The 26,399-nt window shown below is 45.8% G+C and carries 29 protein-coding genes; 20 read left to right on the plus strand and 9 right to left on the minus strand.

The genetic code is table 11. The features are described from left to right. Positions 1-12 precede the first annotated feature (12 nt). Positions 13-609, minus strand: a complete 597-nt coding sequence (locus tag RXX31_RS22435) for a tRNA-uridine aminocarboxypropyltransferase (protein ID WP_317591883.1) — start codon at positions 607-609, stop codon at positions 13-15. Further along, positions 609-2,159, minus strand: a complete 1,551-nt coding sequence (locus RXX31_RS22440) for a hypothetical protein (protein ID WP_317591884.1) — start codon at positions 2,157-2,159, stop codon at positions 609-611. The genes RXX31_RS22435 and RXX31_RS22440 overlap by 1 nt, the downstream gene beginning before the upstream one ends. A gap of 47 nt (positions 2,160-2,206) precedes the next feature. On the opposite strand from RXX31_RS22440, the gene RXX31_RS22445 reads away from it, so the two are divergent. After that, entirely contained in the window at positions 2,207-2,677 is a 471-nt protein-coding gene (locus tag RXX31_RS22445; RefSeq protein ID WP_317591885.1) for an EVE domain-containing protein, read from the plus strand. A gap of 45 nt (positions 2,678-2,722) precedes the next feature. Here the strand turns inward: RXX31_RS22445 and RXX31_RS22450 are convergent, their stop codons facing one another. After that, positions 2,723-3,559 carry a Cof-type HAD-IIB family hydrolase gene (locus RXX31_RS22450; protein ID WP_317591886.1) on the minus strand — a complete coding sequence of 279 codons (837 nt, stop codon included), beginning with the start codon at positions 3,557-3,559 and terminating at the stop codon, positions 2,723-2,725. Between the two features lie 272 nt (positions 3,560-3,831). Then, positions 3,832-4,839, minus strand: a complete 1,008-nt coding sequence (locus tag RXX31_RS22455; protein ID WP_317591887.1) for an alpha/beta fold hydrolase — start codon at positions 4,837-4,839, stop codon at positions 3,832-3,834. 64 nt (positions 4,840-4,903) lie between these two features. Between RXX31_RS22455 and rhtB the strand changes: the two genes are divergently transcribed. From rhtB to RXX31_RS22490, 7 genes are all read left to right on the plus strand, one after another. Beyond that, a complete protein-coding gene (gene rhtB / locus RXX31_RS22460) occupies positions 4,904-5,521 on the plus strand; it encodes a homoserine/homoserine lactone efflux protein (protein WP_317591888.1) in 618 nt (205 codons plus the stop codon). A 27-nt stretch (positions 5,522-5,548) separates the two neighbouring features. Continuing rightward, positions 5,549-6,772, plus strand: a complete 1,224-nt coding sequence (locus RXX31_RS22465) for an EAL and HDOD domain-containing protein (protein WP_317591889.1) — start codon at positions 5,549-5,551, stop codon at positions 6,770-6,772. A 102-nt stretch (positions 6,773-6,874) separates the two neighbouring features. Then, on the plus strand, positions 6,875-7,210 hold the full coding sequence (locus tag RXX31_RS22470) for a metalloregulator ArsR/SmtB family transcription factor (RefSeq protein ID WP_317591890.1): 336 nt from the start codon (positions 6,875-6,877) through the stop codon (positions 7,208-7,210). Positions 7,211-7,260: 50 nt separating this feature from the next. Beyond that, on the plus strand, positions 7,261-8,262 hold the full coding sequence (locus tag RXX31_RS22475; RefSeq protein WP_243975375.1) for an ArsJ-associated glyceraldehyde-3-phosphate dehydrogenase: 1,002 nt from the start codon (positions 7,261-7,263) through the stop codon (positions 8,260-8,262). 12 nt (positions 8,263-8,274) lie between these two features. Continuing rightward, positions 8,275-8,769, plus strand: coding sequence for a cyclin-dependent kinase inhibitor 3 family protein (locus RXX31_RS22480; RefSeq protein WP_317591891.1), 495 nt, complete (start codon positions 8,275-8,277; stop codon positions 8,767-8,769). Between the two features lie 256 nt (positions 8,770-9,025). Further along, positions 9,026-10,243, plus strand: coding sequence for an organoarsenical effux MFS transporter ArsJ (gene arsJ, locus RXX31_RS22485; RefSeq protein ID WP_317591892.1), 1,218 nt, complete (start codon positions 9,026-9,028; stop codon positions 10,241-10,243). 230 nt (positions 10,244-10,473) lie between these two features. Beyond that, entirely contained in the window at positions 10,474-11,487 is a 1,014-nt protein-coding gene (locus RXX31_RS22490; protein WP_317591893.1) for an acyltransferase, read from the plus strand. A 1-nt stretch (position 11,488) separates the two neighbouring features. Here the strand turns inward: RXX31_RS22490 and RXX31_RS22495 are convergent, their stop codons facing one another. Continuing rightward, positions 11,489-11,818: a DUF2500 domain-containing protein gene (locus RXX31_RS22495; protein WP_317591894.1), complete on the minus strand. Its 330-nt coding sequence runs from the start codon at positions 11,816-11,818 to the stop codon at positions 11,489-11,491. Between the two features lie 241 nt (positions 11,819-12,059). On the opposite strand from RXX31_RS22495, the gene RXX31_RS22500 reads away from it, so the two are divergent. From RXX31_RS22500 to RXX31_RS22510, 3 genes are all read left to right on the plus strand, one after another. Continuing rightward, a complete protein-coding gene (locus RXX31_RS22500; protein WP_317591895.1) occupies positions 12,060-12,428 on the plus strand; it encodes a DUF4145 domain-containing protein in 369 nt (122 codons plus the stop codon). A 963-nt stretch (positions 12,429-13,391) separates the two neighbouring features. After that, positions 13,392-14,012, plus strand: coding sequence for a lysoplasmalogenase (locus RXX31_RS22505; RefSeq protein ID WP_317591896.1), 621 nt, complete (start codon positions 13,392-13,394; stop codon positions 14,010-14,012). Positions 14,013-14,094: 82 nt separating this feature from the next. Further along, positions 14,095-14,316: a YecH family metal-binding protein gene (locus RXX31_RS22510; RefSeq protein ID WP_317591897.1), complete on the plus strand. Its 222-nt coding sequence runs from the start codon at positions 14,095-14,097 to the stop codon at positions 14,314-14,316. A 165-nt stretch (positions 14,317-14,481) separates the two neighbouring features. Here the strand turns inward: RXX31_RS22510 and RXX31_RS22515 are convergent, their stop codons facing one another. Then, on the minus strand, positions 14,482-14,748 hold the full coding sequence (locus tag RXX31_RS22515; RefSeq protein ID WP_317591898.1) for a DUF1145 domain-containing protein: 267 nt from the start codon (positions 14,746-14,748) through the stop codon (positions 14,482-14,484). 25 nt (positions 14,749-14,773) lie between these two features. Continuing rightward, entirely contained in the window at positions 14,774-15,373 is a 600-nt protein-coding gene (gene rsmD / locus RXX31_RS22520) for a 16S rRNA (guanine(966)-N(2))-methyltransferase RsmD (RefSeq protein WP_317591899.1), read from the minus strand. 223 nt (positions 15,374-15,596) lie between these two features. Here rsmD and ftsY point away from each other — a divergent pair, with 223 nt between their 5' ends. From ftsY to glpG, 6 genes are all read left to right on the plus strand, one after another. Next, positions 15,597-16,829 carry a signal recognition particle-docking protein FtsY gene (gene ftsY, locus RXX31_RS22525; protein ID WP_317591900.1) on the plus strand — a complete coding sequence of 411 codons (1,233 nt, stop codon included), beginning with the start codon at positions 15,597-15,599 and terminating at the stop codon, positions 16,827-16,829. Between the two features lie 21 nt (positions 16,830-16,850). Continuing rightward, positions 16,851-17,525: a cell division ATP-binding protein FtsE gene (gene ftsE, locus RXX31_RS22530; protein ID WP_317591901.1), complete on the plus strand. Its 675-nt coding sequence runs from the start codon at positions 16,851-16,853 to the stop codon at positions 17,523-17,525. After that, a complete protein-coding gene (gene ftsX, locus RXX31_RS22535) occupies positions 17,515-18,483 on the plus strand; it encodes a permease-like cell division protein FtsX (protein ID WP_317591902.1) in 969 nt (322 codons plus the stop codon). The genes ftsE and ftsX overlap by 11 nt, the downstream gene beginning before the upstream one ends. 175 nt (positions 18,484-18,658) lie before the next feature. Beyond that, positions 18,659-19,516, plus strand: coding sequence for an RNA polymerase sigma factor RpoH (gene rpoH / locus RXX31_RS22540; RefSeq protein WP_014233310.1), 858 nt, complete (start codon positions 18,659-18,661; stop codon positions 19,514-19,516). Between the two features lie 493 nt (positions 19,517-20,009). Further along, positions 20,010-20,330 carry a thiosulfate sulfurtransferase GlpE gene (gene glpE / locus RXX31_RS22545; RefSeq protein ID WP_014233309.1) on the plus strand — a complete coding sequence of 107 codons (321 nt, stop codon included), beginning with the start codon at positions 20,010-20,012 and terminating at the stop codon, positions 20,328-20,330. Further along, entirely contained in the window at positions 20,330-21,172 is an 843-nt protein-coding gene (glpG, locus tag RXX31_RS22550) for a rhomboid family intramembrane serine protease GlpG (RefSeq protein ID WP_317591903.1), read from the plus strand. Before glpE ends, glpG begins: the two co-directional genes overlap by 1 nt. Positions 21,173-21,224: 52 nt before the next feature. Here the strand turns inward: glpG and RXX31_RS22555 are convergent, their stop codons facing one another. Continuing rightward, a complete protein-coding gene (locus RXX31_RS22555; RefSeq protein WP_317591904.1) occupies positions 21,225-21,635 on the minus strand; it encodes a flagellar basal body-associated protein FliL in 411 nt (136 codons plus the stop codon). Positions 21,636-21,787: 152 nt separating this feature from the next. Here RXX31_RS22555 and RXX31_RS22560 point away from each other — a divergent pair, with 152 nt between their 5' ends. Then, a complete protein-coding gene (locus tag RXX31_RS22560; RefSeq protein ID WP_317591905.1) occupies positions 21,788-22,327 on the plus strand; it encodes a chorismate lyase in 540 nt (179 codons plus the stop codon). Beyond that, positions 22,328-23,182 (plus strand): 4-hydroxybenzoate octaprenyltransferase, encoded by an 855-nt coding sequence (gene ubiA / locus RXX31_RS22565; RefSeq protein WP_317591906.1) that lies wholly within the window; start codon positions 22,328-22,330, stop codon positions 23,180-23,182. 58 nt (positions 23,183-23,240) lie between these two features. Here ubiA and plsB read toward each other — a convergent pair whose 3' ends face one another. Continuing rightward, positions 23,241-25,667: a glycerol-3-phosphate 1-O-acyltransferase PlsB gene (gene plsB, locus RXX31_RS22570; protein WP_317591907.1), complete on the minus strand. Its 2,427-nt coding sequence runs from the start codon at positions 25,665-25,667 to the stop codon at positions 23,241-23,243. 363 nt (positions 25,668-26,030) lie between these two features. Here plsB and lexA point away from each other — a divergent pair. Continuing rightward, positions 26,031-26,399 (plus strand): transcriptional repressor LexA (lexA, locus tag RXX31_RS22575; RefSeq protein WP_317591908.1); only part of this gene is annotated, 369 nt, incomplete at its 3' end.

The following is a 26,399-nucleotide window of genomic DNA, read 5'->3' on the forward strand; positions in this document are numbered from 1 at the left end:
TTTACCTTTCCATTACTGTTTGAGTGCATGCCCACTTTTTTCTGCCTGAAAGGTAGCAAGATAGTGAGTGAAGAAATCCTGCATCTTCTGCTGGTTTTCTTCTTCACCCAATTGACCTAACAACTGCGCTGCGACTTCAAATGTACACAGATTGCCTTGCTGCTGATTACGACGCAGCTGGTATTGAGAGCTCTCTACCGCTGATAGTGTCATCATTGGTATCCCTTCCAGCCAACGGCTTTTGTTGATTATTTTGCGTGCTTCCTGCCAGGTGGCGTCCAAAATAATAAACAGCGGTTTTCTTTTTTGTTGCTGACTTTGCTCCGTCACTTGTTCAAGTGTCAGGCTGTCTTCACTGGGGAACAGTAACACCGGATAGCGACTCGAATCTTCGAGGCAAGGCCCTAACTCGGCGGGTGGCTGCTTGCGATCCCAGGTAACGGATTCCACATTGAGTTGGCATTGCTGCAATAGCTTTCCTGTGTTGGTATCGCGCAAGAGTTCGTTCGGGTGCATCAACAGCATCAGTGCGTGCTCACTGCTGAGATTAGGCAGCAGTGAGCAAATACAGTTGAACTGAAAGCCGCAGGAAGGGCATGGCTGTGCCATTACAAGCGAACTCCTTCGCGGACAGGGCTGATACCATCCGAGAACAAGCGTACGCCGCTAACTTGTGTTGAGGTCGCCTTTGGTGCCACGCTTGGGTTGATTGGGTAGCTAACGCCAGTGTATTGCATGATGTGCTGAGCTGGAGTCGCGCCACCGCCACTGACATTAAATATTAAGTCTCGCCACCCTTGCGAGGTTTGCTGGCCAAGCATGATCGGGCTCTGCACTAGAGTGATACGACTGTTAAAGCGCCACTCACTTTGATGGTTCTCAAACACCAGCAAAGTACAACCACCCGAACCACACCAATCGAGTTGTACCAGCAGTTCTTCGTTTCCATCACCATTCAGATCGTAAGTCAGCCAGCGGTATTGGTTATTACTTGGGTTGGTTTGATTGATAAAAAAGTAATTGCGTACCGCAGCGTCGACCTTGGAGTTGAAGTCGGCGCTGGAGGGAATGTCTGCGCTGGCGACAGGGCTGTTAGCTCGCTCTAGGGTAGCTTTATTCGTGCCTGATTGACGCACTGTGGTTGGATACAACACCAAGCCGCCATCAGCAATTGGGTAAACCATAGTGCCAACTTTTTCTTGCGTGGCTTTAAGCTGGTTTCCTTCGCGGATGAAAAGTCGCTCTGACTGTAAACGCTGTTGCTGGTGGTGAGTCATCACAACCTGAATCTGCGATGGGCTTAACTGCTGCCAGTAACCACGTTCAATCAATGGTGCTTGCCCATCGGAGTAACTATATTGGGTAGTCGCGCTGTGATCCGGGTTTAATGTCATCTGCACTTCAAACCCTTGTGATTGCGTTGACGTTGCCACATAGGTTTTTGCCCACTCGAGTGTTGAGTCAATATTCGATGTCATACCACAACCCTGATACGTTGTACCATCGTATTTAAGTGTCGCAGTCCAGCCATAGGTGGAATCACTCATGGTGTCAGAACAAAGATTTTCCGTCATACGCAGTTCGCCATCAGCAAGCTCATAAGTGCGTTGACGAGCCTGTAGCTGTCTTGATTCAATGGTTATAGATCGTGCTGGCTTACCCGGTTGTTGGAACTGCAGTGCATCGGACTCAAAACTTGCTGACCAGAATGGCTCATTACCAAATACGCGAGTGGGCTTACTTGGTTGGCTGCAGCGCTGCGGATTCTCGCTTGTGAGGAGGTTAACCTGTTCAACGACAAAGTTAGCGTCGAAATCCGCTGAGAAGCCGCTGCCTCCCGGGGGCGTCAGGTAGCCAATGACTTCTCCATACAAGGGATCGTAAGGATTGTTGCTCAATGCCATTGCGCGTTGAACTTGCTGTGGTGAGAGTTGTAACCAGTATTGTTTGTCACTGCCGCACGGCATGATGTACTGGCTTTCATGACCTATAACAACCTGGCCACGTAAGGTAAATGTTTGAGGTTGAATGGTTTCAGGCTTATCGAGTGATGCTGGTGGGGCAGTTGTTGTCTCGTCGCCATTTTGTGGCAGTTGCGAGCTACATGCTTGCAGAACCAGCAGAGTGGCGAGGGCCACTGGGTTTTTCAAAGCCTTCATGTTATATCTTCCTCATTATTGTTACTCAATCAGCATCGGATGGCATTATGGCATATTGGTTATTTAAAACTGAACCAGATACCTTTTCTATTGACACGCTTCGAACCCAAAAGGTTTCATGTTGGGAGGGAGTTCGTAATTATCAGGCACGTAATATGATGCGGGATCAGGTTAAATTGGGTGATTTTGTCCTGATTTACCACTCTTCTTGTAAAAACGTCGGCGTGGCCGGCATTGCCAAAGTAGTGCGTGAAGCGTATCCGGATCATTTCCAGTTCGATCCAGAAAGTGATTATTACGACCCGAAGTCAGAACCAGACAATCCACGATGGATTATGGTCGATGTAGAGTTTGTGCGAAAAACGGATCGGGTGATTCCGTTGTCAGTGATGAAATCGATGCCTGAACTGGAGAACATGCCCTTAGTCAAACGCGGAAATCGGTTATCGATCATGCCAGTGACAGAGGAAGAGTGGCAAGCGATCTTGGGTAGAGAAAAGCTACCCAGCCAGTGTTAAATCATAAAAGAAAGGGCTGCTTGATACAGCCCTCTTAGTGCGTACTTATTGCTCGCCTTGTAGCAAATGCTTTTGCAGATAGCGCGCAACTGCATCTTCGGCGTTACTGCCAATGACTTCATTGTTTGGTAGAGCCTTCATTACTTTTTCGTGCGCGGTGCCCATCACCAAGCCTTTGCCTGCCATCGACAGCATTTCTACGTCATTCATGCCGTCACCAAATGCAAGGCAGTTTTCCAGTTTGAGATCGAGTGATTCCGCGATAGCTTGCAGAGCATGGCCCTTAGAAACCTCACCATTCATGATTTCCAAACACCAAGGTGTTGAGAAGGCAATATTTAATTTATCTCCAAACTTGTTACGTAACTGAGTTTCGAAGGCAACCAGGCGTTCATGATCTTTCTCTGCATGGGTAAAGAAGATTTTTGCGATGCCGTCAGTTGGCGCTTGATTTTCATCGAACAGTTTGTAGGTAAACTCTTCATGAAATTCGCGTAGGGTTTCATCATCTTTATTCAGTAACCAGTCGTCATTCTGGTACATGTGGATAAGTATTTCATGATCGTGCTTGATCGTGTCGATCACCCCTTGAACGATCTCCTGCGGTACATTTTCGCTGTACATCAGTTTGTCGTCTTGGTCATGCACACGTGCCCCATTTGAGGTGATCATGTAAGCCGGAATTCCCACCTGAGAGCGAATACCAGCGACGTCTACGTGGTGACGACCTGTTGCAAAGACAAAGGTGTAGCCCATTTCATGTAGCGTTCTCAGCGTCATCTTTGAGTAAGCGCTGAGTTGATGGTTTGGCGCTAGTAGCGTGCCATCCAGATCTGAGGCAACGATTTTAGTGATCTCTTTGCAAGGTAGCGATGTGCTCATGAAGTCCTCGTAAACGGTTGGGATAGGGTCGAGTAAGTTGAGTGCAAACGGAGCACAGCAGATTGACTAGATCATACCGCTCCGAATGCTAGGGGGAACTTAAAGGGCTAGTCACCTTTCTGGGTTACATCTTGGTTGAAAGCCGAACAAGCCTGATCAGTCTACGTCAAAATAGGGATAAAAAAGAGGGTAAATCGCTTGGTATACATTTCCTCTTTAATTGCTCTGAGAACAGGAACGTATAAAGCACGCCTCTTTTATTCGGCGACTGACTACTTTTTGGGTTCGGAGGAAGACTCTGGCTGTTGCATAAAACGAAAAATGGCGTCCAGTGCCTGATTCCGATATTTGTCGGTTTCGAACAAAATTTCATGATGAGCCCCTTTGACTGACAGCAACTCAGTATTCGGATTGGTTTTACTCAGCTTATCGATGAAACGTTTCTGGGCGAGATTGCTGACGATACGGTCTTGTCCTGCCTGAATAAGCAATACGGGTATTTTGACCTGGCGTGTTAACAAAAAGCACTGTTTGGCCGCTATCAGTCCTTGCCATACCCAGCGGGTACTTGGTCCACCAACTTGTAGCTCCGGCATATCTGAATAGAGTCCACGAAACCAATGATAACGATCATAGCTCTGGCTGAGGGGATTATCCTCAAACGGCTTAGGAACGTATTGCTGATGGCCTGGTGCGTAACGTGGCAGTGTGGATACCGCCGACAGAATTTGTGTCACTGGTAAGGCGATGGGAGACAGGTACCAAGGTAGATTAATGCCAAACATTGGCGCGCTTAAAATCAACCCTGTGAAATGATGCTTCGGGTGAGTTTGAAGATAACGAGTGGCGATGGCACCGCCCATGGAGTGCGCGACGATAAAACATTGCTCGTAGTGACTAAGATCGTGCTTTTTTATCACTATGTCCATATCTTCAACATAGTCTGCAAAGTCGTAGACGTGACCCATGTCCGAGTCTTCTAGTAGCCTGTCGGATAATCCTTGCCCACGGTGGTCAAATGAGTAAACGTCGTAACCTTGGCGGTAGAAATCATAAAACAGTTCTTGGTATTTCCAGGAAGACTCGATTCGTCCATTAACAACCAGCACCGCTTTTTTGTGTTCAGGGTGGGTGAGCTTGCACCAGTAGATCTTCTTTTTCTCTGCCCCTTTCACAAAGCCTTCTTGGCGACTTTGCCAGAGTTCAGCGATCGGACCACCTATTGCTTGCTCAAACAAGTTCTCTTGAGTATAAGTCGTAGGTGAATGGTGAGTAGCCATTAGTCGATTACCTGAAAATACATGTAGACGCGATGTATCATCGAAGAATTAGTGAGGAAATGCAATGGATACCCATGTTTGGTTTGCCTATTTGGTTACAGCCATCGTTTTTAGTCTTGCTCCAGGCTCTGGTACGGTAAACTCCATCAGCAATGGTCTGAGTTATGGGACTCGCAAGTCTCTCGGTGCGATCATCGGTTTGCAAATTGGCTTAGCCATTCACATAGCGATGGTAGGGGCTGGTATTGGCGCGCTGGTGGCTCAATCGGCAACGGCGTTTACGGTTATCAAATGGGTTGGCGCGGCTTATCTTGTCTGGCTGGGTTTTCAGAAATGGCGTGATACCTCAGGTTTGGCTCCAGCAGAGAGTCAAAAAGAGCGGTCTGCCACTTCACTGATGTACAAAGCTATCCTAATTAATCTGACAAATCCGAAATCAATTGTCTTTCTGGTGGCGTTATTTCCACAGTTTATTGATCCAAGTAAAGACCAGTTAACTCAGTTATTGGTACTAGGTGTGACAACGGTTGCGGTGGATTCCTGTGTGATGCTTGGTTACACCTCACTGGCCGCTAAGATGGGCCGTTTTATTCGTTCGGATAAAATTATGGCAAACATAAATAAAGTCTTTGGTTCTATGTTTATGGGCTGTGGTGCACTATTAGCAGCAGCAAAATCATAATGCACTCATTATTAGGTTGTTTTTAGTATGAATACCACGTATGTCGCTCGCCAGCCGATCTTTAATCGTAAAAGGCAAACGCTAGGCTACGAACTGCTGTTTCGGGATGGGGAGCGCAATGTGTTCCCTGCTCATATTGATGCAGACCGAGCAACATACCGACTGATTGTCGAAAACTTCTTATCCGTCGGGTTAAACCCGGTGATTACATCATCACGATGTTTCATCAACTTCCCTCATCAGAGTTTACTGCGCCGTTTACCGCACAGCTTGCCGAAACATAAAATCGTCGTCGAAGTTTTAGAAACTTGTCAGCCCACCGATGAGTTACTTGAGGCCATTCGAGAGCTATATCGAGAGGGCTATCTGATCGCATTGGACGATTTTACCCTCACACCAGAATGGCGACGTTTCTTGCCATACGTGCACATTATAAAGCTGGATATTATGGCGATGGGGCTAGAAGCGGCCTGTGAATTGGTCAAAACGCAGTTAGCGCGGCGGGTCAAATATCATTTTCTTGCGGAGCGGGTAGAGACAGAGGAGGAGTTTAATCAGGCGAAAGCGGCGGGATTCAAGTTTTTTCAGGGCTACTTTTTCAGTAAGCCACTGATTTCTCAAACCCGTTACGTGAGCCCGGAACAAGTTGTCGCACTGCAGTTATTTCGTGAAGTATGTGTTCCGGAGCCAGACTTCCAGCGCATTGAAGGTATTATCACTCAAGATGTGACATTGTCGTACAAACTGCTGCGTTTTGTGAATATGCAGGCGACCAAACTGGAAGTGGAGATCCGTTCGTTTCGTCAGGCTCTGATTTACCTTGGTCAGGATAACCTCAAGCAATTTGTCTCGCTGGTTGTTGCATCCTATATCTCGGCCAACAAACCGAGAGAGTTGTTCAATCTCTCGCTGCAACGAGCGCAATTCTGCCAATTGATGTCTTGTCACCATCCATTTTCTCATCTGAATGAGCAAGGCTTTATGGTCGGCTTATTGTCGATTCTCGATGCCATACTCGATCTGTCTCCAGAAGCACTGATTAAGCAATTACCGCTCAGTGAGCCTGTTCAACAAGCATTGCTGCATCGAAAAGGGGAATACGGAGCACTTATTTCTCTGGAAGAATGCTATGAACGTGCGGATTGGTCCGGCGTGGAAAAGTTTTCTAATCAGTTGGGTCTTTGTTTCGAGCACGTACAGTCTTCATTGGGCGAAGCCGTTCGATGGAGTCAGAGCGTCGCTAACGCCTAGCTTTTCCATTATTAAACTTTTATGACGTTGAGGGCAGAGCTCTTGACGCTGTCGTGGTTTTAAATAAACATATACGCATATCCATATATAGGTATATTTACTATGCTTCCACATCAGTTTTTCAAACTTTTATCTGACGAGACGCGCGTGCGGTGTTTAATGCTGGTGGCTCGTGAAGGCGAGGTTTGTGTGGGCGACTTAGCGTTTGCACTTCAAGAGAGCCAACCGAAAGTTTCTCGTCATCTTGCTCAGTTACGATCCAATGGAATCTTAGTGGACAAGCGTCAGGGACAGTGGGTGTTTTACCAATTGTCACAAGAGTTGCCAGGTTGGATGAGAAAAGTGATTCACGACTTAGTGGCATCGAACTGTTTGAAGCAAGAGTACCAGCAAGATATTTCGCGCCTGCACGATAAAAATCGTGAGGCCTGCTGCTAACAGCACACAACGGATAAATATTTCAACGCAGAAGATTTGAAGGGAAAATTATGACGATTAAAGTAGGAATTAACGGTTTTGGCCGAATTGGCCGTTTGGCATTGCGTGCGGCGTTTGACTGGCCTGAATTGGAATTTGTTCAGATCAATGATGTCGCTGGTGATGCGGCAACGCTAGGGCATTTGCTGGAGTTCGATTCCGTTCAGGGGCGTTGGCACCATGAAGTTCAGGTCGAAGGCAACGAACTGATCATTAATGGTAAGCGTATCATCACTACCCAGCAGCGAGACATCGATGCCGTTAATTGGTCTGGCTGTGATGTTGTGATTGAAGCAACGGGTGTGCATCGCAAAACGTCGTACTTAGATCAGTATCTTGACCAAGGTGTTAAGCGCGTTGTCGTCAGTGCGCCAGTGAAAGAAGAAGGTATTGCCAACATCGTTGTGGGTGTGAACGACCATATCTTTGACCCTGAAAAACACCGTATCGTGACCGCGGCATCTTGTACTACCAATTGTATTGCGCCAGTGGTGAAAGTGATTCATGAGAAACTTGGTATCGAGCAATCTTCCTTCACAACCATTCACGATTTGACCAACACACAGACTATTCTGGATGCGCCACACAAAGACCTTCGTCGTGCTCGCGCTTGTGGCATGAGCCTTATCCCAACCACGACAGGCAGTGCGACTGCGATTGTGGAAATTTTCCCTGACCTGAAAGGCAAAATTAACGGTCATGCCGTACGTGTTCCTTTAGCCAATGCATCTCTGACTGACATCATCTTCGATGTTAAGCGTGATACCACAGCAGAAGAAGTGAATGCATTACTGAAAGAAGCGTCTGAAGGTGAACTAAAAGGCATTCTTGGTTTTGAAGAGCGTCCATTGGTATCGATTGATTACAAAGGCGACCAGCGCTCTACCATCGTCGACGCACAATCAACCATGGTCGTGGGCTCACGCATGGTGAAGATTTACGCGTGGTACGACAATGAAATGGGTTACGCAACACGTACAGCAGAGCTGGTACGTAACGTTGGTCTGGCATAAAGAGGTTTAACTATGTCTCATCCTACATGGCAATTGGCGTTAGAGTCGGGCGCATTGGTATTAACACCGTGCCCGGGCACCAAAGATGTTGCGCTACAAGCATCACTTGAGCAGCTACAAGAACAGGGAGTTCAAGCGGTAGTGACAGCTCTGGATAACGCAGAGCTGGAATCAAAAAATGTATCAGAGCTGGGTGAAGTGACTCGGCAACTCGGTATGAAATGGTTCCAAATCGAGATCGAAGACGATTGTGCGCCTGATGAGGTGTTTGCGACGAAATGGCAGCACGCGAGTCCTGAGCTACACGCCATTCTTGCCGAGGGCGGTAAAGTTGCCATGCACTGTATGGGCGGCTCCGGGCGAACTGGTCTTTTGGCTGCGCATATACTGCTTGAGAAAGAGTGGGCGCTCGACGATATCGTGCGTGAAGTGCAGGCTTTGCGTCCTGGTGCGTTCACTAAACCCGTGCAGATTGAGTACATCGAGCGCGTAGCACAGAGTGCTTGATCAGCTTATAGAGCTTTTGGAATATCATGATCCAAAAGCTCTAGTTAAGTCAGCTTAGCATCTATTTTGAATACATTAATTAAATTCAAATTAATCTTATCTAGCTGATTTAAATGGTCTTATTAGTTTTTCTCTGAAAGGCTATTGAGCTTGCACGTTTGTACCAGTGCCGATAGAAACTTATTGGTGTTCAGGTTTTACAGTATTTGGCACATCATGATCCAAATGCTTTTATTGCTGTACATCTGAGGTCAAAATGATTTCACAACTAAGCAAAAGCATTCGTCAGTACATGTTAGTGACGTTCAATTATTGGAACTTTACGGTTACCGATGGTGCGTTACGCATGCTGGTGGTGCTTTACTTTCATGACTTGGGTTACTCAACCCTGGCGATTGCGTCACTGTTCCTTTTCTATGAATTTTTTGGCGTGGTCACCAACCTGATTGGTGGTTGGTTAGGTGCGAGACTTGGCCTGAACAAAACCATGAATATTGGCTTAGCAATGCAAGTTTTTGCGTTATTGATGCTTGCTGTGCCAAATGCTTGGCTGACTATCCCTTGGGTGATGGCGGCACAGGCACTGTCAGGTATTGCTAAAGACCTCAACAAAATGAGTGCGAAGAGTGCCATTAAAACCTTAGTCCCCGATGAACAACAAGGTGCGTTGTACAAATGGGTGGCTATTTTGACTGGCTCGAAGAATGCGCTCAAAGGTGCGGGATTCTTTATTGGTGGCTTATTGCTGTCTTGGGTGGGTTTCCAAAATTCCATGTTCATTATGGCTGCCGTTCTGGCAGTGGTGTTTGTTTGTAGCATGATCTGGCTGGAAGCCGATATGGGCAAAGCGAAAAGCAAACCCAAGTTTCGCCATATTTTCTCTAAATCAGAATCAGTGAATATTTTGTCTGCAGCGCGTATGTTCCTGTTCGGAGCCCGTGATGTTTGGTTTGTGGTTGCTCTGCCAGTCTACCTCGGCAGCGTTTTTGGCTGGGATCACTTGTGGGTCGGTGGCTTCTTAGCGGCCTGGGTGATTGCGTATGGCTTTGTTCAAGGTTTTGCCCCGCGCATTACCGGTAAAGCGCAAGGTCGCGTACCTGATGGCAGTGCAGCGCTGATTTGGGCTGGGGTATTGGCTTTCATCACTGCTGGCATCGCTTACGGTGTTCAGGTTGGCTGGCAGCCACAACTCGTGATTGTAGTTGGCTTGATGATTTTTGGCGCGGTATTTGCGATTAACTCTTCGCTTCACTCCTACCTGATTGTCAGCTATGCCAAAGGTGATGGTGTCTCACTAGATGTGGGCTTCTATTATATGGCTAACGCGATGGGACGCTTGATAGGTACTGTCCTGTCAGGCTGGATTTATCAGGCAGCCGGTTTAGCTGCTTGTCTATGGGTATCTTTTGCCTTCCTGGCTTTGACCACACTGATTTCAATCAAGTTGCCGAAAGCCAATACAGTGACGGCTTAAGCGTCCTCACTCACTTCGTATCGGGCTCCTCTATGGAGCCCTTTTTTTGTCTCGGTATGGTTCATTCAGTCCTTCTTCCTGATTTTTTTGCTGTCATCGCGATGGATTAAAGTTGGCTGTTACTCTTTGCTGAGTTAAAAATAAGCAAAAACAGCTTGTTAAGCATTCCTCTGCCAGGAATTTACCCTATGCTATAAACAAACGATAAGTGACTCAGTTTAGGAAGATGTATGAGAGAAAGGGTTCTGTTTTTTGATCTATTGCGCTGTGTGGCGGCAGTCGCAGTGATCGCTATTCACGTCTTAGCGCCATATAGAAATGAATTAGGGGTCATTCCGTTCGATCAGTGGCTCACGGCGGTGGGAGTCAATAGTGCAACCCGATGGGCGGTACCGGTTTTTATTCTGATTACAGGTGCGTTAATGCTCACCGATACCCGGCCATTTGATGGTAGGTATTATTTGAAAAGGCGTTTGGGTAAGGTTCTGATTCCTTTTATTTTGTGGTCGGTTTTTTACGCTTACTTATCGGGGTGGACGGCTCAAGGCTTTGATTTTGAAACGGTCAAAGCAGTATTGAGTAACAGTGTTCACCATGAAACGTATTACCACTTAGGCTTTTTCTATTATTTTATCCCGCTCTATTTTGTGATCCCTCTGTTTCAGTGGATGGTGCGTAATGTCGACGATAATGTTTTGTATACCTATCTGGCATTCTGGTTGTTCACCAGTACTTTATTCCTGTTCAAGATAGACGGGCCGTGGAGTAATCAAATGTGGCTCTATATGGGCTATTTGCCTCTGGGTTATGTGTTGTACCAAAAGCTGCCTTTGAACCGCTCGAACGTCACTTTGTTTACTGGCTTGGGTATTGCCGCATTGGTGGTTACCTTTACGATGGTGGTGACAAACAGTCTGGACGCGGAGAAATACACCGTCGGACGCTGGTTGTCATATAAAACGCTTAACGTGATATTAGCGGCGTCGATGATTTTTATGTTGGCACGTTATTTTGGCGAAGGGCTATCACCTAAGGTACAAAAAGTGGTGAGCTTTATCAGCCAGCACAGCTTGGGTATTTATTTACTGCATCCTATCTTTTTGTGGCCAATGAAAGAGTTTGGTTGGTATGAAGGGCATCCGGCGTGGGTGATCCCTCTGTGGATAGTATTAAGTGGTGCCGGAGCCTTAGCGATGAGTTATCTGTTCTCTCGTTCGGCCAAGACTCGCTGGCTACTGCCTTAATTTACGGCTTCAGGGCGAAATGGAGAAACTTATCGCCTTGGTAAGTCAGCTTTCCTTTATCACCCGGGTTGAGTACGTGGTAATAGTGAACACCGATTTGGAATTCACGCTTAGGACCAATACGGCCACGCTGAACGTAAATCCAGTACTCTTGATCATCTTCTCCCGGTTTGGCATCCGGAATGTCGATGGCCTGTTTGTCTAAAATGGTTACTTGGACACATTGCTCAGGGGCATCTTCACCAACATAGTGTTTGCTGTAAAAGCGAAAGAATACCCAGGCTCCTAGTGCTATCAGGGCAAAAAGAGCCAGAATAAGTGGAATTGGCATGATGATCTCCAGTGTTTCAATAGGCTCCATTTTACAGATCTCGCCATATAAACGATGTGTTGAGGTAAAGGATTCGTGATCCATCAAAATATGGTGAAGTTTTATTCGGCGCACTTCACATTTTATATGCGCACAAGGACACAGTTTGAATTGAAAGTAGTACTTAACTGCTCGAAAAAGCTCTAAATTTGTAGAAGAGTAAAATGAATAATAAAGAAAGCGTCTTGTGAGGAGGGTGACGATGTCAGATATTGAAAAAGTAGTCATACGTACCCGAACGATCGAAAAACTTTTGCGTACTCAATATCATGCAGAAGGAAAAGGGTTGCATCAGCTCATTAATAGTTGTGAAGAGCGGCTACCGCATGATGTGATTGCAAAGCTGCGTTATATCGCTACGGTGAGGAATAAGATTGTCCACGAAGAAGATTTTCAGCTCGATGATCGAAAGCATTTTCTGTCAGTATGCGATGATTGTGAAAAAGAACTGACGCCAAGAAGTTCGCGCTTTATCTGGCGAGCCGCAATTTTGTTGATGGTGTTGATCACGCTTGCTGCGCTTGGTTTCTACTATATGCATTGGGACATACTGTCTGAGCATATACAGTAGGGGTAATTTCAAGAAATAAAAAAGGACGCAATGGCGTCCTTTTTTATTTTTAATCAGTAGCTTAGTACATCATTGGCAGTGTCATTAAACCCACAACCACTGCAATCATTACCAGCCCTTGTTTTTGAGAAGATGAAATCATAACACTACCCCTTAATCTTGATGAACTCTATGCATTTAATATAGCACCATTTTTCGGGTTTGATCAACGTATCTGGCGAAAAGTTTTTAAAACTTACAGTTAACTAACCTGTTTTAACCTTGTTTTGACCAATTAGACTGTGTTTTTTACGCTGTATTCAAAGTGTTCGGTTTGAGTTTTTGTTGGTATTTTTTGGTGTAAGTGTATGATTTTAAATTGTAAGAAAGGTCTTACATAATGTTTGAATATTGTTTTTTGTTTCAGGGGTGTGGTTGGTGCTTTATGTTGTCTGTGTTTCTTAAAAATTGAGAAAACCCAGTTTGTTTTGCTTCAATGGAAGGTGGGGAGATGGAAGCTCAAAGAGGAATTTCTTATGTAGTGAGAAAACTTTATTGCCAAAAGGGTTTAGCGTGCCACGATAGAGTGAACCTTGGTTTTATGAGTTTAAGTTGTTATATATTATTGAACTCAATCGCTTTAATGTATGCTAGTGGCTGTTTTACTGGCTGGTTATAAGTGCGATCCTGGTCGCTTCTATTAGCTGTGATAAGGTTAATGGCGCATTCTACGGCGTATAGTGATACTTTTGTTTTTTGTGTTTGTTCTTTGCTCGTATCGGCTGAGGAGTAGTCATCTTGGCTGAATAGTTAGCAACTTTGCTATAAGTGGAATGCGTTTATTTGATGTGACATTTAGTGATTCTAAACAGAAGGCCAAATGCCCCGAATCGCTAGCGAGATCGAACTTTCGCAGATTGTGTCTTTACATCAACATCGGTCTACCTAGACTAGCGGCGAGTTTAAGTAAAAGGTATGTACGGCATGTGGAGTTGGCTGGCTATAGGGCTATCAGGTATGTATTCCGTGTTGGGGGCAAAGCAAGCCAATCCAACGCAATCTCTCGTATTTAAAATCTTTACTCTGCTACTCCTTCTTGTTCTGGTATTAACTCAAGGTACGCCGGCGGCTTACACCTATTGGGTCGCTGGTGGTTTGGGCGTGTCGATAATTGCTGATACGTTACATTCGTTTCGTTCTCGTAAGCTGATTTATTTCTGTGGATACCTAGTAGCGCAAGTGTGCTACAGCAAATCGTTCTGGATGCAATTAAACGGAGATATCATCTGGTGGCTATTGGCGTTATTGCTGGCGGCCAGTATCGTGGCGTTCTTTTTGTTGCTACCACAACTCGACTCGTTGGTTTTTCCTGTGGTGATTATGGGCATGATGCTTGTGCAGTTGGCTTGGGCCGCAGGGGAGGTTTGGCTCCAGTCGCCGAGTTACGCCAATGCTATCGGATTTAGTGGGACCTTGATCATGACCTACTCAGCGCTGGCTTATGCGATTCATGGTTACCGTAAGCCGATGAAACGTGCCTACGTATGGGTGAGCGGGAGCTATTTCATGGCACATGCACTTATCGTGGCTTCGATTGTTTACTAGTCGGTTTTACTAACCTAAATCAAAGCAGCGCGGGTTGAAATCCGTACACTGGCTGTATCCAATTTGATGACTGGAGTTGACGATGAGTAACATTCATGGGCATGACCTGTTAAACCTGATTAATGAAACCCCGATGACTCGTGAAGAGCTTGCTGCGCATTTCGGCTTAGATGTACGTTTTGACACATGTAAACTGAATGATCTGGACTTAGACTCATTGCTCGCGTTTTTACTAAAAAGCGATAAAGTTCGTGAGCTAGAAGGTAAGTTTGTGGCTAATATGGCACGTGTCTGTAATCACTAAACCGCGCTAAATGTCTATCTGCTGGGAGAAGAGTGCCTGAAGGTAAGTTGGTGATCGAACATCAACGAAGATGGTCACTCAGTGAATACAACGCATTTTTAAATAATTACTGACTACTAATGCAAAACAGCCGCTCAGATGAGCGGCTGTTTTATTATCTGGTGTTTACATCATGTGCTTGCGACGAATGTCGAGCAGAGCAAAGATACCAAAAATAAGGATGGAGTATTTCTCCCAACTGCTCATCTTTATTTTATCGCCAAATGCGCCGATGAAAATCGCCATCTGCAAACCATGCATGATGAATAGGAACGCTGTCATGATGTAGAGCGCAATCGCGGCATTGCCCGGGAACGGCATAACAATGTTGATGATCAAGACCAACCAAACAAAGGCGATGGCCGCTTTAGCTAAGAGGATTAGTGCTTTCATTTTGGTATCCTTTTGAATTGTGGCACTACACGGACGTGCGTTCGTACAGACGGTAACTGACCTGACCTGCGGTTTTTTCTCTATGCAGGTGCCAGCTTTCCGGCAGGTCGATAATATTCAGTTCTTTCTCGGTTTCAATATAAATCATGGCATCTTGAGCAAGCCAGCCGTTTTGTTCTAGCAAGCTCACGGTTTCATCCAATAAGCCTTTGCGAAATGGTGGATCGATAAAGACCACATGATGCGGCGTGCCTGGTTGCTTTAAAAAGCTCAGTGCGTCGGTATTCACCACCTCAATGTTGGTTGCCTTTAACGATGCTACGTTTTTCTTCAACTGCTGAAAGGCTTGTGGGTTCAGTTCAACCATCGTTACTTGCTCAGCCTGACGCGAAGCCGATTCAAAGCCTAAACCGCCAGAACCGGCAAATAAGTCGAGACACTTTGCTTGCGGCACATCTTGCGACAGCCAGTTAAATAGCGTTTCTTTTACGCGATCGGTGGTTGGACGTAATCCCTCAGCGTCATGAACAGGGAGTTTTCGGCCTCTCCATAAGCCACTAATAATACGAACGAAGCCCGTTGTTGGCTTTTTTTGTGATGAGTTTTGCTGGCGACGTCTTACCATAGATTTTTTGACCGCTAATAAAGTGATACTATACCCAATCGCCCAAGCATTGAGCTTGGATACAGCCCAGAATATTCAAGATGGCAGAGTGTAACACTAATAAGATTAGATTCACCTAGTTGAAAAGTTTTCACACCTTTGTCATTCGCCTTTTTTAGACGGATAATAATCTTGTCAAAAAAGAGTCATTAATAGATAAAAAGATAATCTAGGATAGCCCCAGATGACGGAAAAAAAGAAGCGCGGATTACTTTCGTGGCTAGGTTTTGGTGATGAAGAGCAAAGCCAACAACCAAAAACTGAAGAAACAGTAAAAGAAGAAGCGGTGGAATCGGCTGCCGAAGAGCAACCGACTGAAGAGGTTGCCGAGCAAGCAGAAGAAAAAAACACAGTTGAAGACGAGCCTGAAAAGGCTGAGGCTGCCCCAGCAGAAGCAGAAGCAGAAGCAGAAGCAGAAGCAGAAGCAGAAGCAGAAGCAGAAGCAGAAGCAGAAGTGCCAGTTGTTCCTCGCGTTCAAGAGCAGGAAAAACCAACCGAAAGCTTCTTTGCACGTCTAAAGCGTAGCTTAAGCCGCACCAAAGCCAATATTGGCGCAGGTTTCTTTGGCCTGTTCAGCGGTAAAAAAATCGATGATGACCTTTTCGAAGAGCTGGAAGAGCAACTGCTTATCGCTGATGTAGGTATGAATACCACAACAAAAATCATCAACAATCTGACAGAAAAAGCGTCTCGTGGCGATCTTAAAGATGGCGAAGCCCTTTATGGTTTATTGAAAGAAGAGATGGCAGACATTCTATCTCACGTAGAACAGCCTCTAGAAATCGATACGAGTAAAACGCCATACGTTATTCTTATGGTTGGTGTAAACGGTGTGGGTAAAACTACGACGATCGGTAAGTTGGCAAAACAGTTCCAGAATCAGGGTAAGAAAGTGATGTTGGCTGCTGGCGATACGTTCCGAGCGGCAGCGGTAGAGCAACTTCAAGTATGGGGTGAGCGCAACAACGTTCCTGTGATTGCTCAACATACTGGTGCTGACAGTGCTTCAGTCATCTATGATGCGATTGAAGCGGCAAAAGCACGTGGTGTGGATGTGGTGATCGCGGATACGGCAGGCCGTCTGCAAAACAAAGCGAACTTGATGGAAGAGTTACGCAAGATCATTCGTGTAATGAAGAAGATTGATGACTCTGCACCACATGAGATCATGCTGACACTTGATGCCGGTACGGGTCAAAATGCGATCAGCCAGGCGAAGCTTTTCAGTGACGTTTCACCTATCACTGGTATTACATTAACTAAACTGGATGGTACAGCGAAAGGTGGCGTCATCTTCGCTATTGCTGATCAGTTTGGTATCCCAATTCGCTACATTGGTGTCGGTGAAGGTATCGAAGATTTGCGTCCTTTTGAAACTCAAGAGTTCATTGACGCACTGTTCAGCCGTGAAGAGTAATTTAAGTTAGAGGGAATCAGGGTGATCAAATTTCAGCAAGTGAGTAAAGCTTACCGAGGTGGTCGACAAGCACTGCAAAAAGTTGATTTTCACCTGAGGCGCGGAGAGATGGCGTTTTTAGGCGGGCATTCCGGGGCTGGTAAAAGTACTTTGCTGAAACTGATCTGTGCGATAGAGCGTCCGACTGATGGAACCATTCATTTTAATGATCATGACATCACTCGTATTGCTCATCGAGACATCCCGTTTCTGCGCCGCAATATCGGCATCGTTTTTCAGGATCACCGTTTACTGATGGATCGCAGTGTGTACGATAACGTCGCACTGCCGATGCGTATCGAGTCGATTTCTGAAAATGAAATTAAACGTCGCGTTTCGGCATCGTTAGATAAAACCGGTTTGCTCGATAAAGCCCGTAGTTTGCCAAGTCAGCTTTCAGGCGGTGAACAGCAACGTGTTGGGATTGCCCGTGCGGTCGTGAATAGACCAACCTTGCTGGTGGCAGATGAACCTACGGGTAACCTTGACCCCGAGTTGTCTAACCGAGTACTGCGACTGTTTGAAGAGTTTAACCGTGCTGGTGTCACCATCCTACTTGCTACGCACGATATCGGGTTAGTAAACACTCGCCCACAATATCGTCATTTTGAATTGAATCAAGGTTTCCTAAGCGAGGTACAAGACTATGGCAGGTAAAAAGATCTCGCAAAAGAAAGGTAAAAGTAGCAGTGCTAAGCGAGCCAATACCGATGGTTTTTTCTCTATTCATATTAAACAGGCAAAAGCGTCTTTTTCTGCACTATGGCAGCGACCTTTAGGCAACATTTTAACGCTGGCTGTGGTTTCAATCGCACTGGCGATGCCTGCCTGTTTGTACTTATTAGGTAAAAATGTCGCAGGTGCGGCAGAAGATGTCGCATCACCATCACAAGTTAGTGCTTACTTAGTAGAAGGTATGCCTGATGCTCGCGTGATGGTGCTCAAGGATGAAATAGAAACCTGGCCTCTGGTTAAAGCCGTAGAGTATATTTCGCCGCAACAAGGCTTAACCGATCTAAGCCAATACGCGGGGTTTGATCAGGCGCTGAGCTTATTAAGTGGTTATGCACTGCCGGGAGTGCTGGTGATTACACCGGACTCTGAATTAAAAAGCGATATTCAGTCGATAGCACAAGAGGTTCGCAAGCAGCGAGATGTTACCGATATCCGACTCGATGAGGACTGGCTGGCAAGACTTGATGCCATCAAAACGCTGGCCAGTATTATCGTTATTACACTCTCGGTACTTATGCTCAGCGCGGTATTTTTAATTGTTGGTAATACACTACGATTCAATGTGTTGGCGAACAAAGAAGAGATTCAAACCATGAAGCTGATTGGCGCTACTGACAGCTTTATTCTTCGCCCGTATTTGTATACTGGAATGTGGTTCGGAGTGTTGGGCGCAACCATCGCTTGGTTAGTAACGACAGTGATGACTTTCGTCATGAACAGTGCGGTGGAAGATTTAGCGGCATTGTATGACAGCCAGTTCCGTTTGAATGGTCTAAACTGGGATGAGTCTTTACTGCTCATCATCACGGGTAGCTTGCTAGGCTGTATCGCGGCACGTATTTCTGCGCAGCGTCACCTAAAAGAAATTGAACCTGTTTAAGTGATGGTGGTCTTATACTTGGAATTTATTAGCACAAGCTAATTTGTACCTCTTGTATAGAACACTTGTTTATGGATAATTGCTCGCCCTTCTTGAAACTTGTTCATTTTGAGTTCAAGATATCGAAGCTAAATTGCAATGTAATGCTCCAGATCAGAGATTGATGAGGAATTGAATGACAAAAGAAGCGTATCCGATGGCTCTAGTCACGCAAGATAGCCTAGATAGCTATATTCGCTCCGTTAACAGCTACCCAATGCTGACGGTAGATGAAGAGCGTGAGCTGGCTGAACGATTACACTATAAGGGTGAGATTGAAGCGGCGAAAGGGCTGATCCTTTCACACCTAAGATTCGTTGTTCACGTTGCTCGAGGCTACTCAGGCTACGGTTTGCCAATGGCAGACTTAGTGCAAGAGGGCAATATTGGCCTAATGAAAGCCGTTAAGCGTTTTAACCCAGAAGTGGGTGTGCGTTTGGTGTCTTTTGCGGTCCACTGGATTAAAGCTGAGATCCATGAATACGTGCTGCGTAACTGGCGTATTGTTAAGATCGCAACGACCAAAGCACAACGTAAATTGTTCTTTAACCTGCGCAAGTCGAAAAAGCGTCTGGGTTGGTTCAATAACGGCGAAGTAGAAACCGTTGCTCGTGAATTAGGTGTTGAGCCTTCAGAAGTTCGTGAGATGGAATCCCGTCTGGCAGCCGTCGACTCTACATTCGATATGCCAACCGACGAAGACGACAGCTCAAACAACTACACAGCACCGATGCTTTATCTGGAAGATAAATCGTCAGATGTTGCTGATAACGTTGAAGCAGCAAACTGGGAAATGCATACCAACAATCGTCTTGGACATGCATTGGCAAGTTTGGATGAGCGTAGTCAGCGTATTGTGCGTTCTCGTTGGTTAGATGACGAGAAAGCCACACTGCAGGATTTGGCTGATGAGTTTGGAGTATCTGCCGAGCGTATTCGTCAGTTAGAAAAGAATGCAATGAAGAAGCTCAAACTGGCCGTTGGTGAGTTCTAACGCTAGCTTCTAAACAAAAGCAAATTTTCATAGAAAGCCGAGATCATGTGATCTCGGCTTTTTTTATTTTGGATCGAAAGTCGATAACGTTTGCGATCTAAATTTTATGTGCTACCTGTGCATAACTCTGTGAAGTAATTATTTATCAACTGTTCGAAAGCGGGGAAAAATAAGGCGTTCAGGCGTTTTTCAGGCTGGGGATAGTTAGTAATATACACACAGCTAGATCAAGATCATCACTACATATTGTGGATCAAAAGATCAAAATATACTTTATCAACGCAATCCACAGCTTTATCCACATGTGGTTGTAATGTGTACACTTTTAAATTCCCGGATAATTCTTGTGTCTAAATTTAGCGTTGGATAGGTTACAATGGCAGCATATACCCAAGTGACTTTATGACGCAGAACCTCGGCTACCATTGTGATAATGGCTCAATCGCACGTTACTAGGTTATTTGGGTATATTAATAAGACAATGAGAAAGTAAATGGATCAGTTTCAGCATATCGATGTGCAAGGTGCACAAGCACTGCTCGAGCAGGGCGAAGCAAAACTTGTAGATATCCGTGACCCTCAATCGTTTGCCGTAGCGCATGCAGAGTCAGCCTTTCATTTAACCAACGACTCGATCGTCTCTTTCATGGACGATGTGGAGTTCGAGCAGCCAGTACTTGTGATGTGCTACCACGGCATTAGTAGTCAGGGTGCGGCGCAATACCTGGTTAATCAAGGCTTTGAGCAAGTGTACAGTGTCGATGGTGGTTTTGAAGCCTGGCAACGAGCCGAGCTACCGATAGTGAGAAGTTAATGAAGAGATTGGTAACGTTAAATAACCCACGCATGGCACAGGCTTTCATCGATTATATGGCGTCTCGTCATATTGAAATTCAGATGATGCCCGAAGGTCAGGGACAGTTTGCGCTATGGCTGACGGATAGCCAACATGAAATCGAGGCAGAAGCTGAGCTAAAACATTTCTTGGCTAACCCTTCCGATTCCAAATACAGCGCCGCTTCGTGGAACGTTGCCGATACTCGCAAGAGTCAATTTCATTACTCAAGTCCAAGCATCATGAGTATGGTCAAAGCGAAAGCCGGACCGGTGACGTTATTGATCATGGCAGTGTGTGTCGTTATCTACATTTTGCAAATGATTGGCTTTGGACGGGGCGTGTTTGCATCACTGCATTTCCCCGCGCTTGAAGGACAACAGTGGCAACTATGGCGTTGGCTGAGTCATGCTCTGCTGCATTTCTCCGCAACTCATATCATCTTCAACTTATTGTGGTGGTGGCAACTGGGTGGTGATATTGAACGTCGCCTCGGTTCCGGAAAATTACTGCAAATCTTTGTTGTTTCGGCAGCTTTGTCGGGCGCAGGGCAATTTTATGTTGAAGGTGCGAACTTTGGTGGGTTGTCTGGCGTTGTTTATGCGTTGCTCGGATATCTATGGGTATTGGGTTATCGTTTACCGCATCTTGGATTGACGCTACCAAAACCTATCATCGTGTTTATGTTGGTGTGGCTAGTACTGGGTTTCGTCCAGCCGTTTATGGCGATAGCGAATACCGCGCACTTGGTGGGCTTGATTTCGGGAATGGCGATTGCGCTGTTTGATTCCGGAAAAATGAAGTACCAGCAGAAAGCTTGAGGCATAAAAAGACCGCTGAGAAGCGGTCTTTTCGTTGTTGTGCTCGTTGTGTTTACTGATAGAGGTATTTGGTAAACAACAAATCCGCAATAACGGTTTTCCCAGTTTCTGGCAGGAGAGTTTCGTTTAAGCTCGTTACCAAGGTCTTACGCAAATCTTCCCGACCAGAGAGCGACTTGATGGTATCTTCGGTCTGCTTGCCAAGCAGTTCGATGATGGCGTCGCGAATCAATGGTTGATGATGTTCCACTACCGCTAGGTCTTGCTGACTCATGACCATAATATCAATACGCACCTGAACGTAACCTAACTTTTTTCCTGTGGTATAAAAGTTGGTGGTTAAGTCTGGCTCTAGAGTGAAGTACGCCAACTGAGATCCAGTTTGTTCCGTTTCAGCCCAGATTGGTGTTGAGACAAGCATGGTTAACGCAAAAATAATTTGGGCTATATAACGTTTGTACATATTTCTAACTTTTCTTTCTCTGGATCGCGATATTCGAATCGCTTCAGTCTTGGTACAATAGACCGTCTACAACAAATAATGAACTTACGGTTTCAGTAAGACGGTAAGTTGTTGCTTTATTTTACGCATAAAGCCTCTAATTGAATACTAGTATGAATCAGTCAACATCACTCTATCTTGCTTCTTTATTGGAAGTAGAGTGGCAAAAGCCCGAAGAATTTGAATTTCCAAATGAATTGTCCAAGCATTGGCTTGAAGAGCAAGGGTCTTTGTCACGTCGTTTAAAGCAGCACTGCCAGGCTCTGACGGTGGAATTGCTACAAAATCAAATTGTCACTGCCGATACATTGAAACAGGATGAAAGTCAGTTATTGTCTGAGCAAGATTGCCTGTTACGAGAGGTCGTTTTGTGTGGTGACGACAGTCCTTGGGTTATAGGACGTACGCTCATTCCATGCACGACGCTTGTGGATCAGCAGTACGACTTGGCTGAACAAGGAGAGATTCCTCTAGGGCTAACTGTATTTAGTGCGGATAACGTAGAGCGAGACTCACTGCAAATGGGTTGGGTAAAGCTGCCTCAAGGCGAATTTTTAGCGCGACGCTCAAGGTTGTGGATGAATCACAAACCGATGTTAGTTGCCGAGTTATTCTTATCACATTCACCTATTTACGCTAAGGAGAGCGTGTAAATGACCGCAGAAAAAGCCAAAGCATATTGGCAACTGACGCGAATGGATCGACCAATTGGGTCTCTGTTACTACTGTGGCCAACCGTTTGGGCACTTGTCATTGCTGCTCAGGGGGTGCCGAGTTGGGATGTCTTGCTTGTGTTTGTGTTAGGCGTATTTCTAATGCGAAGTGCAGGGTGTGTGATTAACGATTTTGCTGATCGTAAAGTGGATGGTCACGTGAAACGGACTAAGCAGCGTCCTCTGCCATCGGGTAAAGTCTCGGCGAAAGAAGCGATGGGCCTGTTTCTGGTCTTGGCCGCCAGCTCGTTTTTATTGGTGCTGACGATGAATCCTTTGACGATTCAGCTTTCGTTTGCTGGTGTGGTTCTCGCTTTCATTTATCCGTTTATGAAGCGCTATACCCACCTGCCGCAACTGTTTCTTGGACTGGCTTTTAGTTGGGCTATCCCTATGGCGTGGGCGGCACAAACAGGTGAACTGCCGTTGATCGTATGGTTTGTGTTTGTGATTAATGCGTTGTGGACTATTGCCTACGATACCCAATATGCCATGGTTGATCGTGATGATGACTTGAAAATCGGTATCAAATCGACCGCGATTCTTTTTGGTCGTCATGACAAGCTAATCATCGGCATCTTGCAACTGATAACCTTAGCAATGCTGGTTGGGCTAGGGCAGTTTTACCAGTTAGGTCAGAGCTACTACTGGACGATTTTGATTGCCGCTTCATTGTTTGTTTATCAGCAGCATTTGATTCGTCATCGTGAGCGCGATTTATGTTTTCGGGCATTTCTTAACAACAACTATGTCGGCATGGTCATCGCTATCGGCTTATTGGTCGCGTTTTGGTAGACATTCTAAAAATGAAAAAGGCATCCGATGGGATGCCTTTTTTGTTTGTATTACGTTGCTATGCCTGCAGTTGGTGAATACTCTCTTCGATGGTGAGCTTCACTTCTGGATAGAGCAAAGTAAACAACAGCTTGGCGAATTTTTCTGTCTTTTCGGTATCGCAGTTCCCATCATTGTCCAGATACGCTTGCTGCTTCAGGGTATTAAACATTGCGCTAAATACACCTTTATCAAAAAACTCTGGAGCGTTGATGCCGTGCAATCGACCCAGGCGCTGAGCGATATCCTGACTGTTTTGTTCCAAGTCTGACTTACCTAGTTCCGGATACGCGACCAACAAGTTCATCGCGATGGAGTATCGCTGCAGTGTCTCATTAATCGTGCGACCTAGCAGAACCAATGATTGGTTGTTGGACTGGTTGATCTCCAGCTTATTACCATCAAGGTAGATCATTTTCTGTTCGGCAAACTCATTAAGAACTCTCACCACAAGCTCATTCAAATCATCTTCCTGATAACTTAAGAACAACTCCTTCTTCAGGAACGGATAGATCTGCGCAACGTTTTCCTGAACGGCTTCCACGGTGACATTACGCTGGCGAATAATCGTCTGAGCGATCAGTGATGGAAGTGCAAACAAGTGAATGATGTTGTTGCGGTAGTAAGTCATCAGGATCGACTGGTTACGGTCGAGTGAGATGATGTCGCCCATGCTATCGGTTTCAATCACAAACTTATCAAGAGACAGAGCGTGATCAACCAGTGCTTCTGCACTTTCATTTGGAATGGTTGAAGTACTGGAATACGGGTTGTTCTTCAGCAGCTTCAAGTAGCATTCAATTTGGCTGATCAAAGAATCGCGAGATAAGGCGCGCTGACGAGATGCCAGTAAGGCAGTTGCACAGAGTGTCAGTGCGTTAGCGGCGGCGGCATCGTTAATGTGTGTCATCATTTTGCTTGCCAGACCGTTCACCACAGGATTCATCCATTGTGGTTTACTGCTTCCCATCGGATCAATATCTTTGGTCCACTCCGGAGCATGCTCGTTAAGGTATTGGTTAAGCTGGATTGGCTCACCAAAGTTGACGTAGCCCAAGCCAAAGTTACGCAGTTTACGTAGCGTGCGTAGCACCAAACCGGCATTTTCTTTTTCTTTGCGCTTACCGCGAAGTTCTTTAGCGTAAGTACTGACTTCCATTACATGCTCGTAACCGATATAAACCGGCACCAGTGTTACCGGACGGTTTAAACCACGTAGCATGGCTTGAATAGTCATCGCCAGCATACCTGTTTTGGCTTGCAGTAAACGACCAGTACGAGAGCGGCCACCTTCACTGAAATACTCTACGGAGTAGCCTTTAGCGAACAGCTCGGCCAAATACTCACGGAAAATCGTTGAGTACAGTTTATTGCCTTTAAAGCTGCGGCGGATAAAGAAAGCTCCACCACGGCGGAATATCGGACCTGCCGGGAAGAAATTAAGGTTAATTCCCGCAGCAATGTGCGGTGGTACCATGCCCTCGTTGTAAAGCACGTACGAAAGCAGCAGGTAATCCATATGACTACGGTGACATGGTACATAGACGATCTCGTGACCATCTTGTGCTAAACGACGTACGGTAGAGGCATTGTTGATGTGCAGGCCCTGGTAAAGCTTATTCCAAAGCCAGCCAAGAATACGATCTCCCCTTTTCACCAGGCCGTAAGAGAAGTTCGCAGCGATTTCGTCCATGATGTCATGGGCTTCTTTGCGTGCCTTTTCGAGCGAGATGTTTTTGCTCTTCGCTTCATCTGCAATGGCTAGTTCGATCGCTGGTGATTTCAGTAAACGCGCAAACAGTATCTGACGCTGTGGTAGATTGGGCCCCGATGCGGCTAATTTTTGGCGAGAGAAGTGGATACGTGCCACTCGTGCCAGTTTGTGTGCAATCGCGCTGTCTGTGCCATGGGCATCCGCCATGTAGCGCAGAGATACGACTGGGCTAAACCGCACTAAACAGTCGCGACCAGATGCTATGACTGCTTTGGCTTTCTGTGGACCATTCATCGGCTGAAGGTACGGTTTAGTATTCTCTTCTTTACCTGGTTTGCGTCCCCATAGCACGGTCGCTGGGATCATTTGTACATCAAGTTCGCTGTCCAGTTTGTGCAGCTCTAATAACTCAGTAAAGAGAGAGTCAGATTCTGTCGGCACGTCATTGTCACTTCCCATCACCGTTGGGCGAGCAGCAATAAAGACGTAACGGTTGAGTGTTTTGCCATTAATTTCCAATGGACTGAGCGGGTCTGGCAGACCAAGGCTCATGGCTTGTTTTTGCAGTGTCAGCAAATCCACGTTCGAACGGAACGGCAAGGCATACACAATCGGCTTAGCCAGATCGATATCAAGATCGTCAATTGGATTCGATGGGATTGTGGTGCCCTTTACCAGTACCGATAAAGGTAGTTTTAGTAATGAACGTGAAAATGATTGTCCAGAAGACATAAAGTTCACAGCCTCGATAGGTATTCAAACAGGCCCTAGCTTATTTCTGTGTCCGCATGGCCCATCTTGAGAGAAAAGGGGGACGGCAATAGAAATAAGCCTAGGCGATAAAATTTAAGCGCAGCAAGGATAACAGAAACTGGTCGAACCTTTTAATTTTATTGAACATGAATTAGCCAAACACCCGAGCTGTTGTTCTTACTTGCTTCACTTTAAGCGTGCTGTTTTAAACGTTTATGACGGAAAGAGTGATGAATAACTTCAGTAAGCCAAGCAAATAAATTAAAAAACAACCAATTGGGTTTCCATTTAACCATTTACTGGATATACTCACAGTTAACTGTATAAAAAGACAGGTGAGACATGAAGCCGTTAACGCCACGCCAACAACAAGTTTTCGATTTAATCAAAAGTAAAATCGATGACACCGGAATGCCACCAACTCGTGCTGAGATTGCGCGTGAGCTTGGCTTCCGCTCTGCAAATGCTGCAGAGGAACACCTAAAAGCACTTGCTCGTAAGCAAGCGATTGAAATTATTCCGGGTGCATCTCGCGGGATCCGTATTCTGCTTGAAGAAGCTGCAAACGATGATCAGGGCCTGCCTCTGATTGGTCAGGTGGCAGCGGGTGAGCCTATTCTGGCTCAAGAGCATGTGGAGGCTCACTACCAAGTGGATCCTGCGATGTTTAAACCGCAAGCGGATTTCTTACTTCGTGTAAACGGCGAGAGT

The organism is Vibrio sp. EA2 (assembly GCF_033042495.1).
GTDB lineage: Bacteria > Pseudomonadota > Gammaproteobacteria > Enterobacterales > Vibrionaceae > Vibrio.

Excerpts from the sequence above, each read along its gene's own strand:
- ubiA (WP_317591906.1), top strand. The coding sequence starts at position 22,328 with ATGACCGCAGAAAAAGCCAAAGCATATTGGCAACTGACGCGAATGGAT.
- RXX31_RS22495 (WP_317591894.1), bottom strand. The coding sequence starts at position 11,818 with ATGCCAATTCCACTTATTCTGGCTCTTTTTGCCCTGATAGCACTAGGA.
- RXX31_RS22515 (WP_317591898.1), bottom strand. The coding sequence starts at position 14,748 with ATGAAAGCACTAATCCTCTTAGCTAAAGCGGCCATCGCCTTTGTTTGG.
- RXX31_RS22440 (WP_317591884.1), bottom strand. The coding sequence starts at position 2,159 with ATGAAGGCTTTGAAAAACCCAGTGGCCCTCGCCACTCTGCTGGTTCTG.
- arsJ (WP_317591892.1), top strand. The coding sequence starts at position 9,026 with ATGATTTCACAACTAAGCAAAAGCATTCGTCAGTACATGTTAGTGACG.
- RXX31_RS22450 (WP_317591886.1), bottom strand. The coding sequence starts at position 3,559 with ATGAGCACATCGCTACCTTGCAAAGAGATCACTAAAATCGTTGCCTCA.
- plsB (WP_317591907.1), bottom strand. The coding sequence starts at position 25,667 with ATGTCTTCTGGACAATCATTTTCACGTTCATTACTAAAACTACCTTTA.
- RXX31_RS22435 (WP_317591883.1), bottom strand. The coding sequence starts at position 609 with ATGGCACAGCCATGCCCTTCCTGCGGCTTTCAGTTCAACTGTATTTGC.
- RXX31_RS22465 (WP_317591889.1), top strand. The coding sequence starts at position 5,549 with ATGAATACCACGTATGTCGCTCGCCAGCCGATCTTTAATCGTAAAAGG.
- RXX31_RS22470 (WP_317591890.1), top strand. The coding sequence starts at position 6,875 with ATGCTTCCACATCAGTTTTTCAAACTTTTATCTGACGAGACGCGCGTG.
- RXX31_RS22555 (WP_317591904.1), bottom strand. The coding sequence starts at position 21,635 with ATGTACAAACGTTATATAGCCCAAATTATTTTTGCGTTAACCATGCTT.
- glpG (WP_317591903.1), top strand. The coding sequence starts at position 20,330 with ATGAAGAGATTGGTAACGTTAAATAACCCACGCATGGCACAGGCTTTC.
- ftsX (WP_317591902.1), top strand. The coding sequence starts at position 17,515 with ATGGCAGGTAAAAAGATCTCGCAAAAGAAAGGTAAAAGTAGCAGTGCT.
- RXX31_RS22510 (WP_317591897.1), top strand. The coding sequence starts at position 14,095 with ATGAGTAACATTCATGGGCATGACCTGTTAAACCTGATTAATGAAACC.
- glpE (WP_014233309.1), top strand. The coding sequence starts at position 20,010 with ATGGATCAGTTTCAGCATATCGATGTGCAAGGTGCACAAGCACTGCTC.
- rsmD (WP_317591899.1), bottom strand. The coding sequence starts at position 15,373 with ATGGTAAGACGTCGCCAGCAAAACTCATCACAAAAAAAGCCAACAACG.
- RXX31_RS22475 (WP_243975375.1), top strand. The coding sequence starts at position 7,261 with ATGACGATTAAAGTAGGAATTAACGGTTTTGGCCGAATTGGCCGTTTG.
- RXX31_RS22505 (WP_317591896.1), top strand. The coding sequence starts at position 13,392 with ATGTGGAGTTGGCTGGCTATAGGGCTATCAGGTATGTATTCCGTGTTG.
- rpoH (WP_014233310.1), top strand. The coding sequence starts at position 18,659 with ATGACAAAAGAAGCGTATCCGATGGCTCTAGTCACGCAAGATAGCCTA.
- RXX31_RS22560 (WP_317591905.1), top strand. The coding sequence starts at position 21,788 with ATGAATCAGTCAACATCACTCTATCTTGCTTCTTTATTGGAAGTAGAG.
- RXX31_RS22480 (WP_317591891.1), top strand. The coding sequence starts at position 8,275 with ATGTCTCATCCTACATGGCAATTGGCGTTAGAGTCGGGCGCATTGGTA.
- RXX31_RS22490 (WP_317591893.1), top strand. The coding sequence starts at position 10,474 with ATGAGAGAAAGGGTTCTGTTTTTTGATCTATTGCGCTGTGTGGCGGCA.
- RXX31_RS22445 (WP_317591885.1), top strand. The coding sequence starts at position 2,207 with ATGGCATATTGGTTATTTAAAACTGAACCAGATACCTTTTCTATTGAC.
- RXX31_RS22500 (WP_317591895.1), top strand. The coding sequence starts at position 12,060 with ATGTCAGATATTGAAAAAGTAGTCATACGTACCCGAACGATCGAAAAA.
- RXX31_RS22455 (WP_317591887.1), bottom strand. The coding sequence starts at position 4,839 with ATGGCTACTCACCATTCACCTACGACTTATACTCAAGAGAACTTGTTT.
- rhtB (WP_317591888.1), top strand. The coding sequence starts at position 4,904 with ATGGATACCCATGTTTGGTTTGCCTATTTGGTTACAGCCATCGTTTTT.
- ftsY (WP_317591900.1), top strand. The coding sequence starts at position 15,597 with ATGACGGAAAAAAAGAAGCGCGGATTACTTTCGTGGCTAGGTTTTGGT.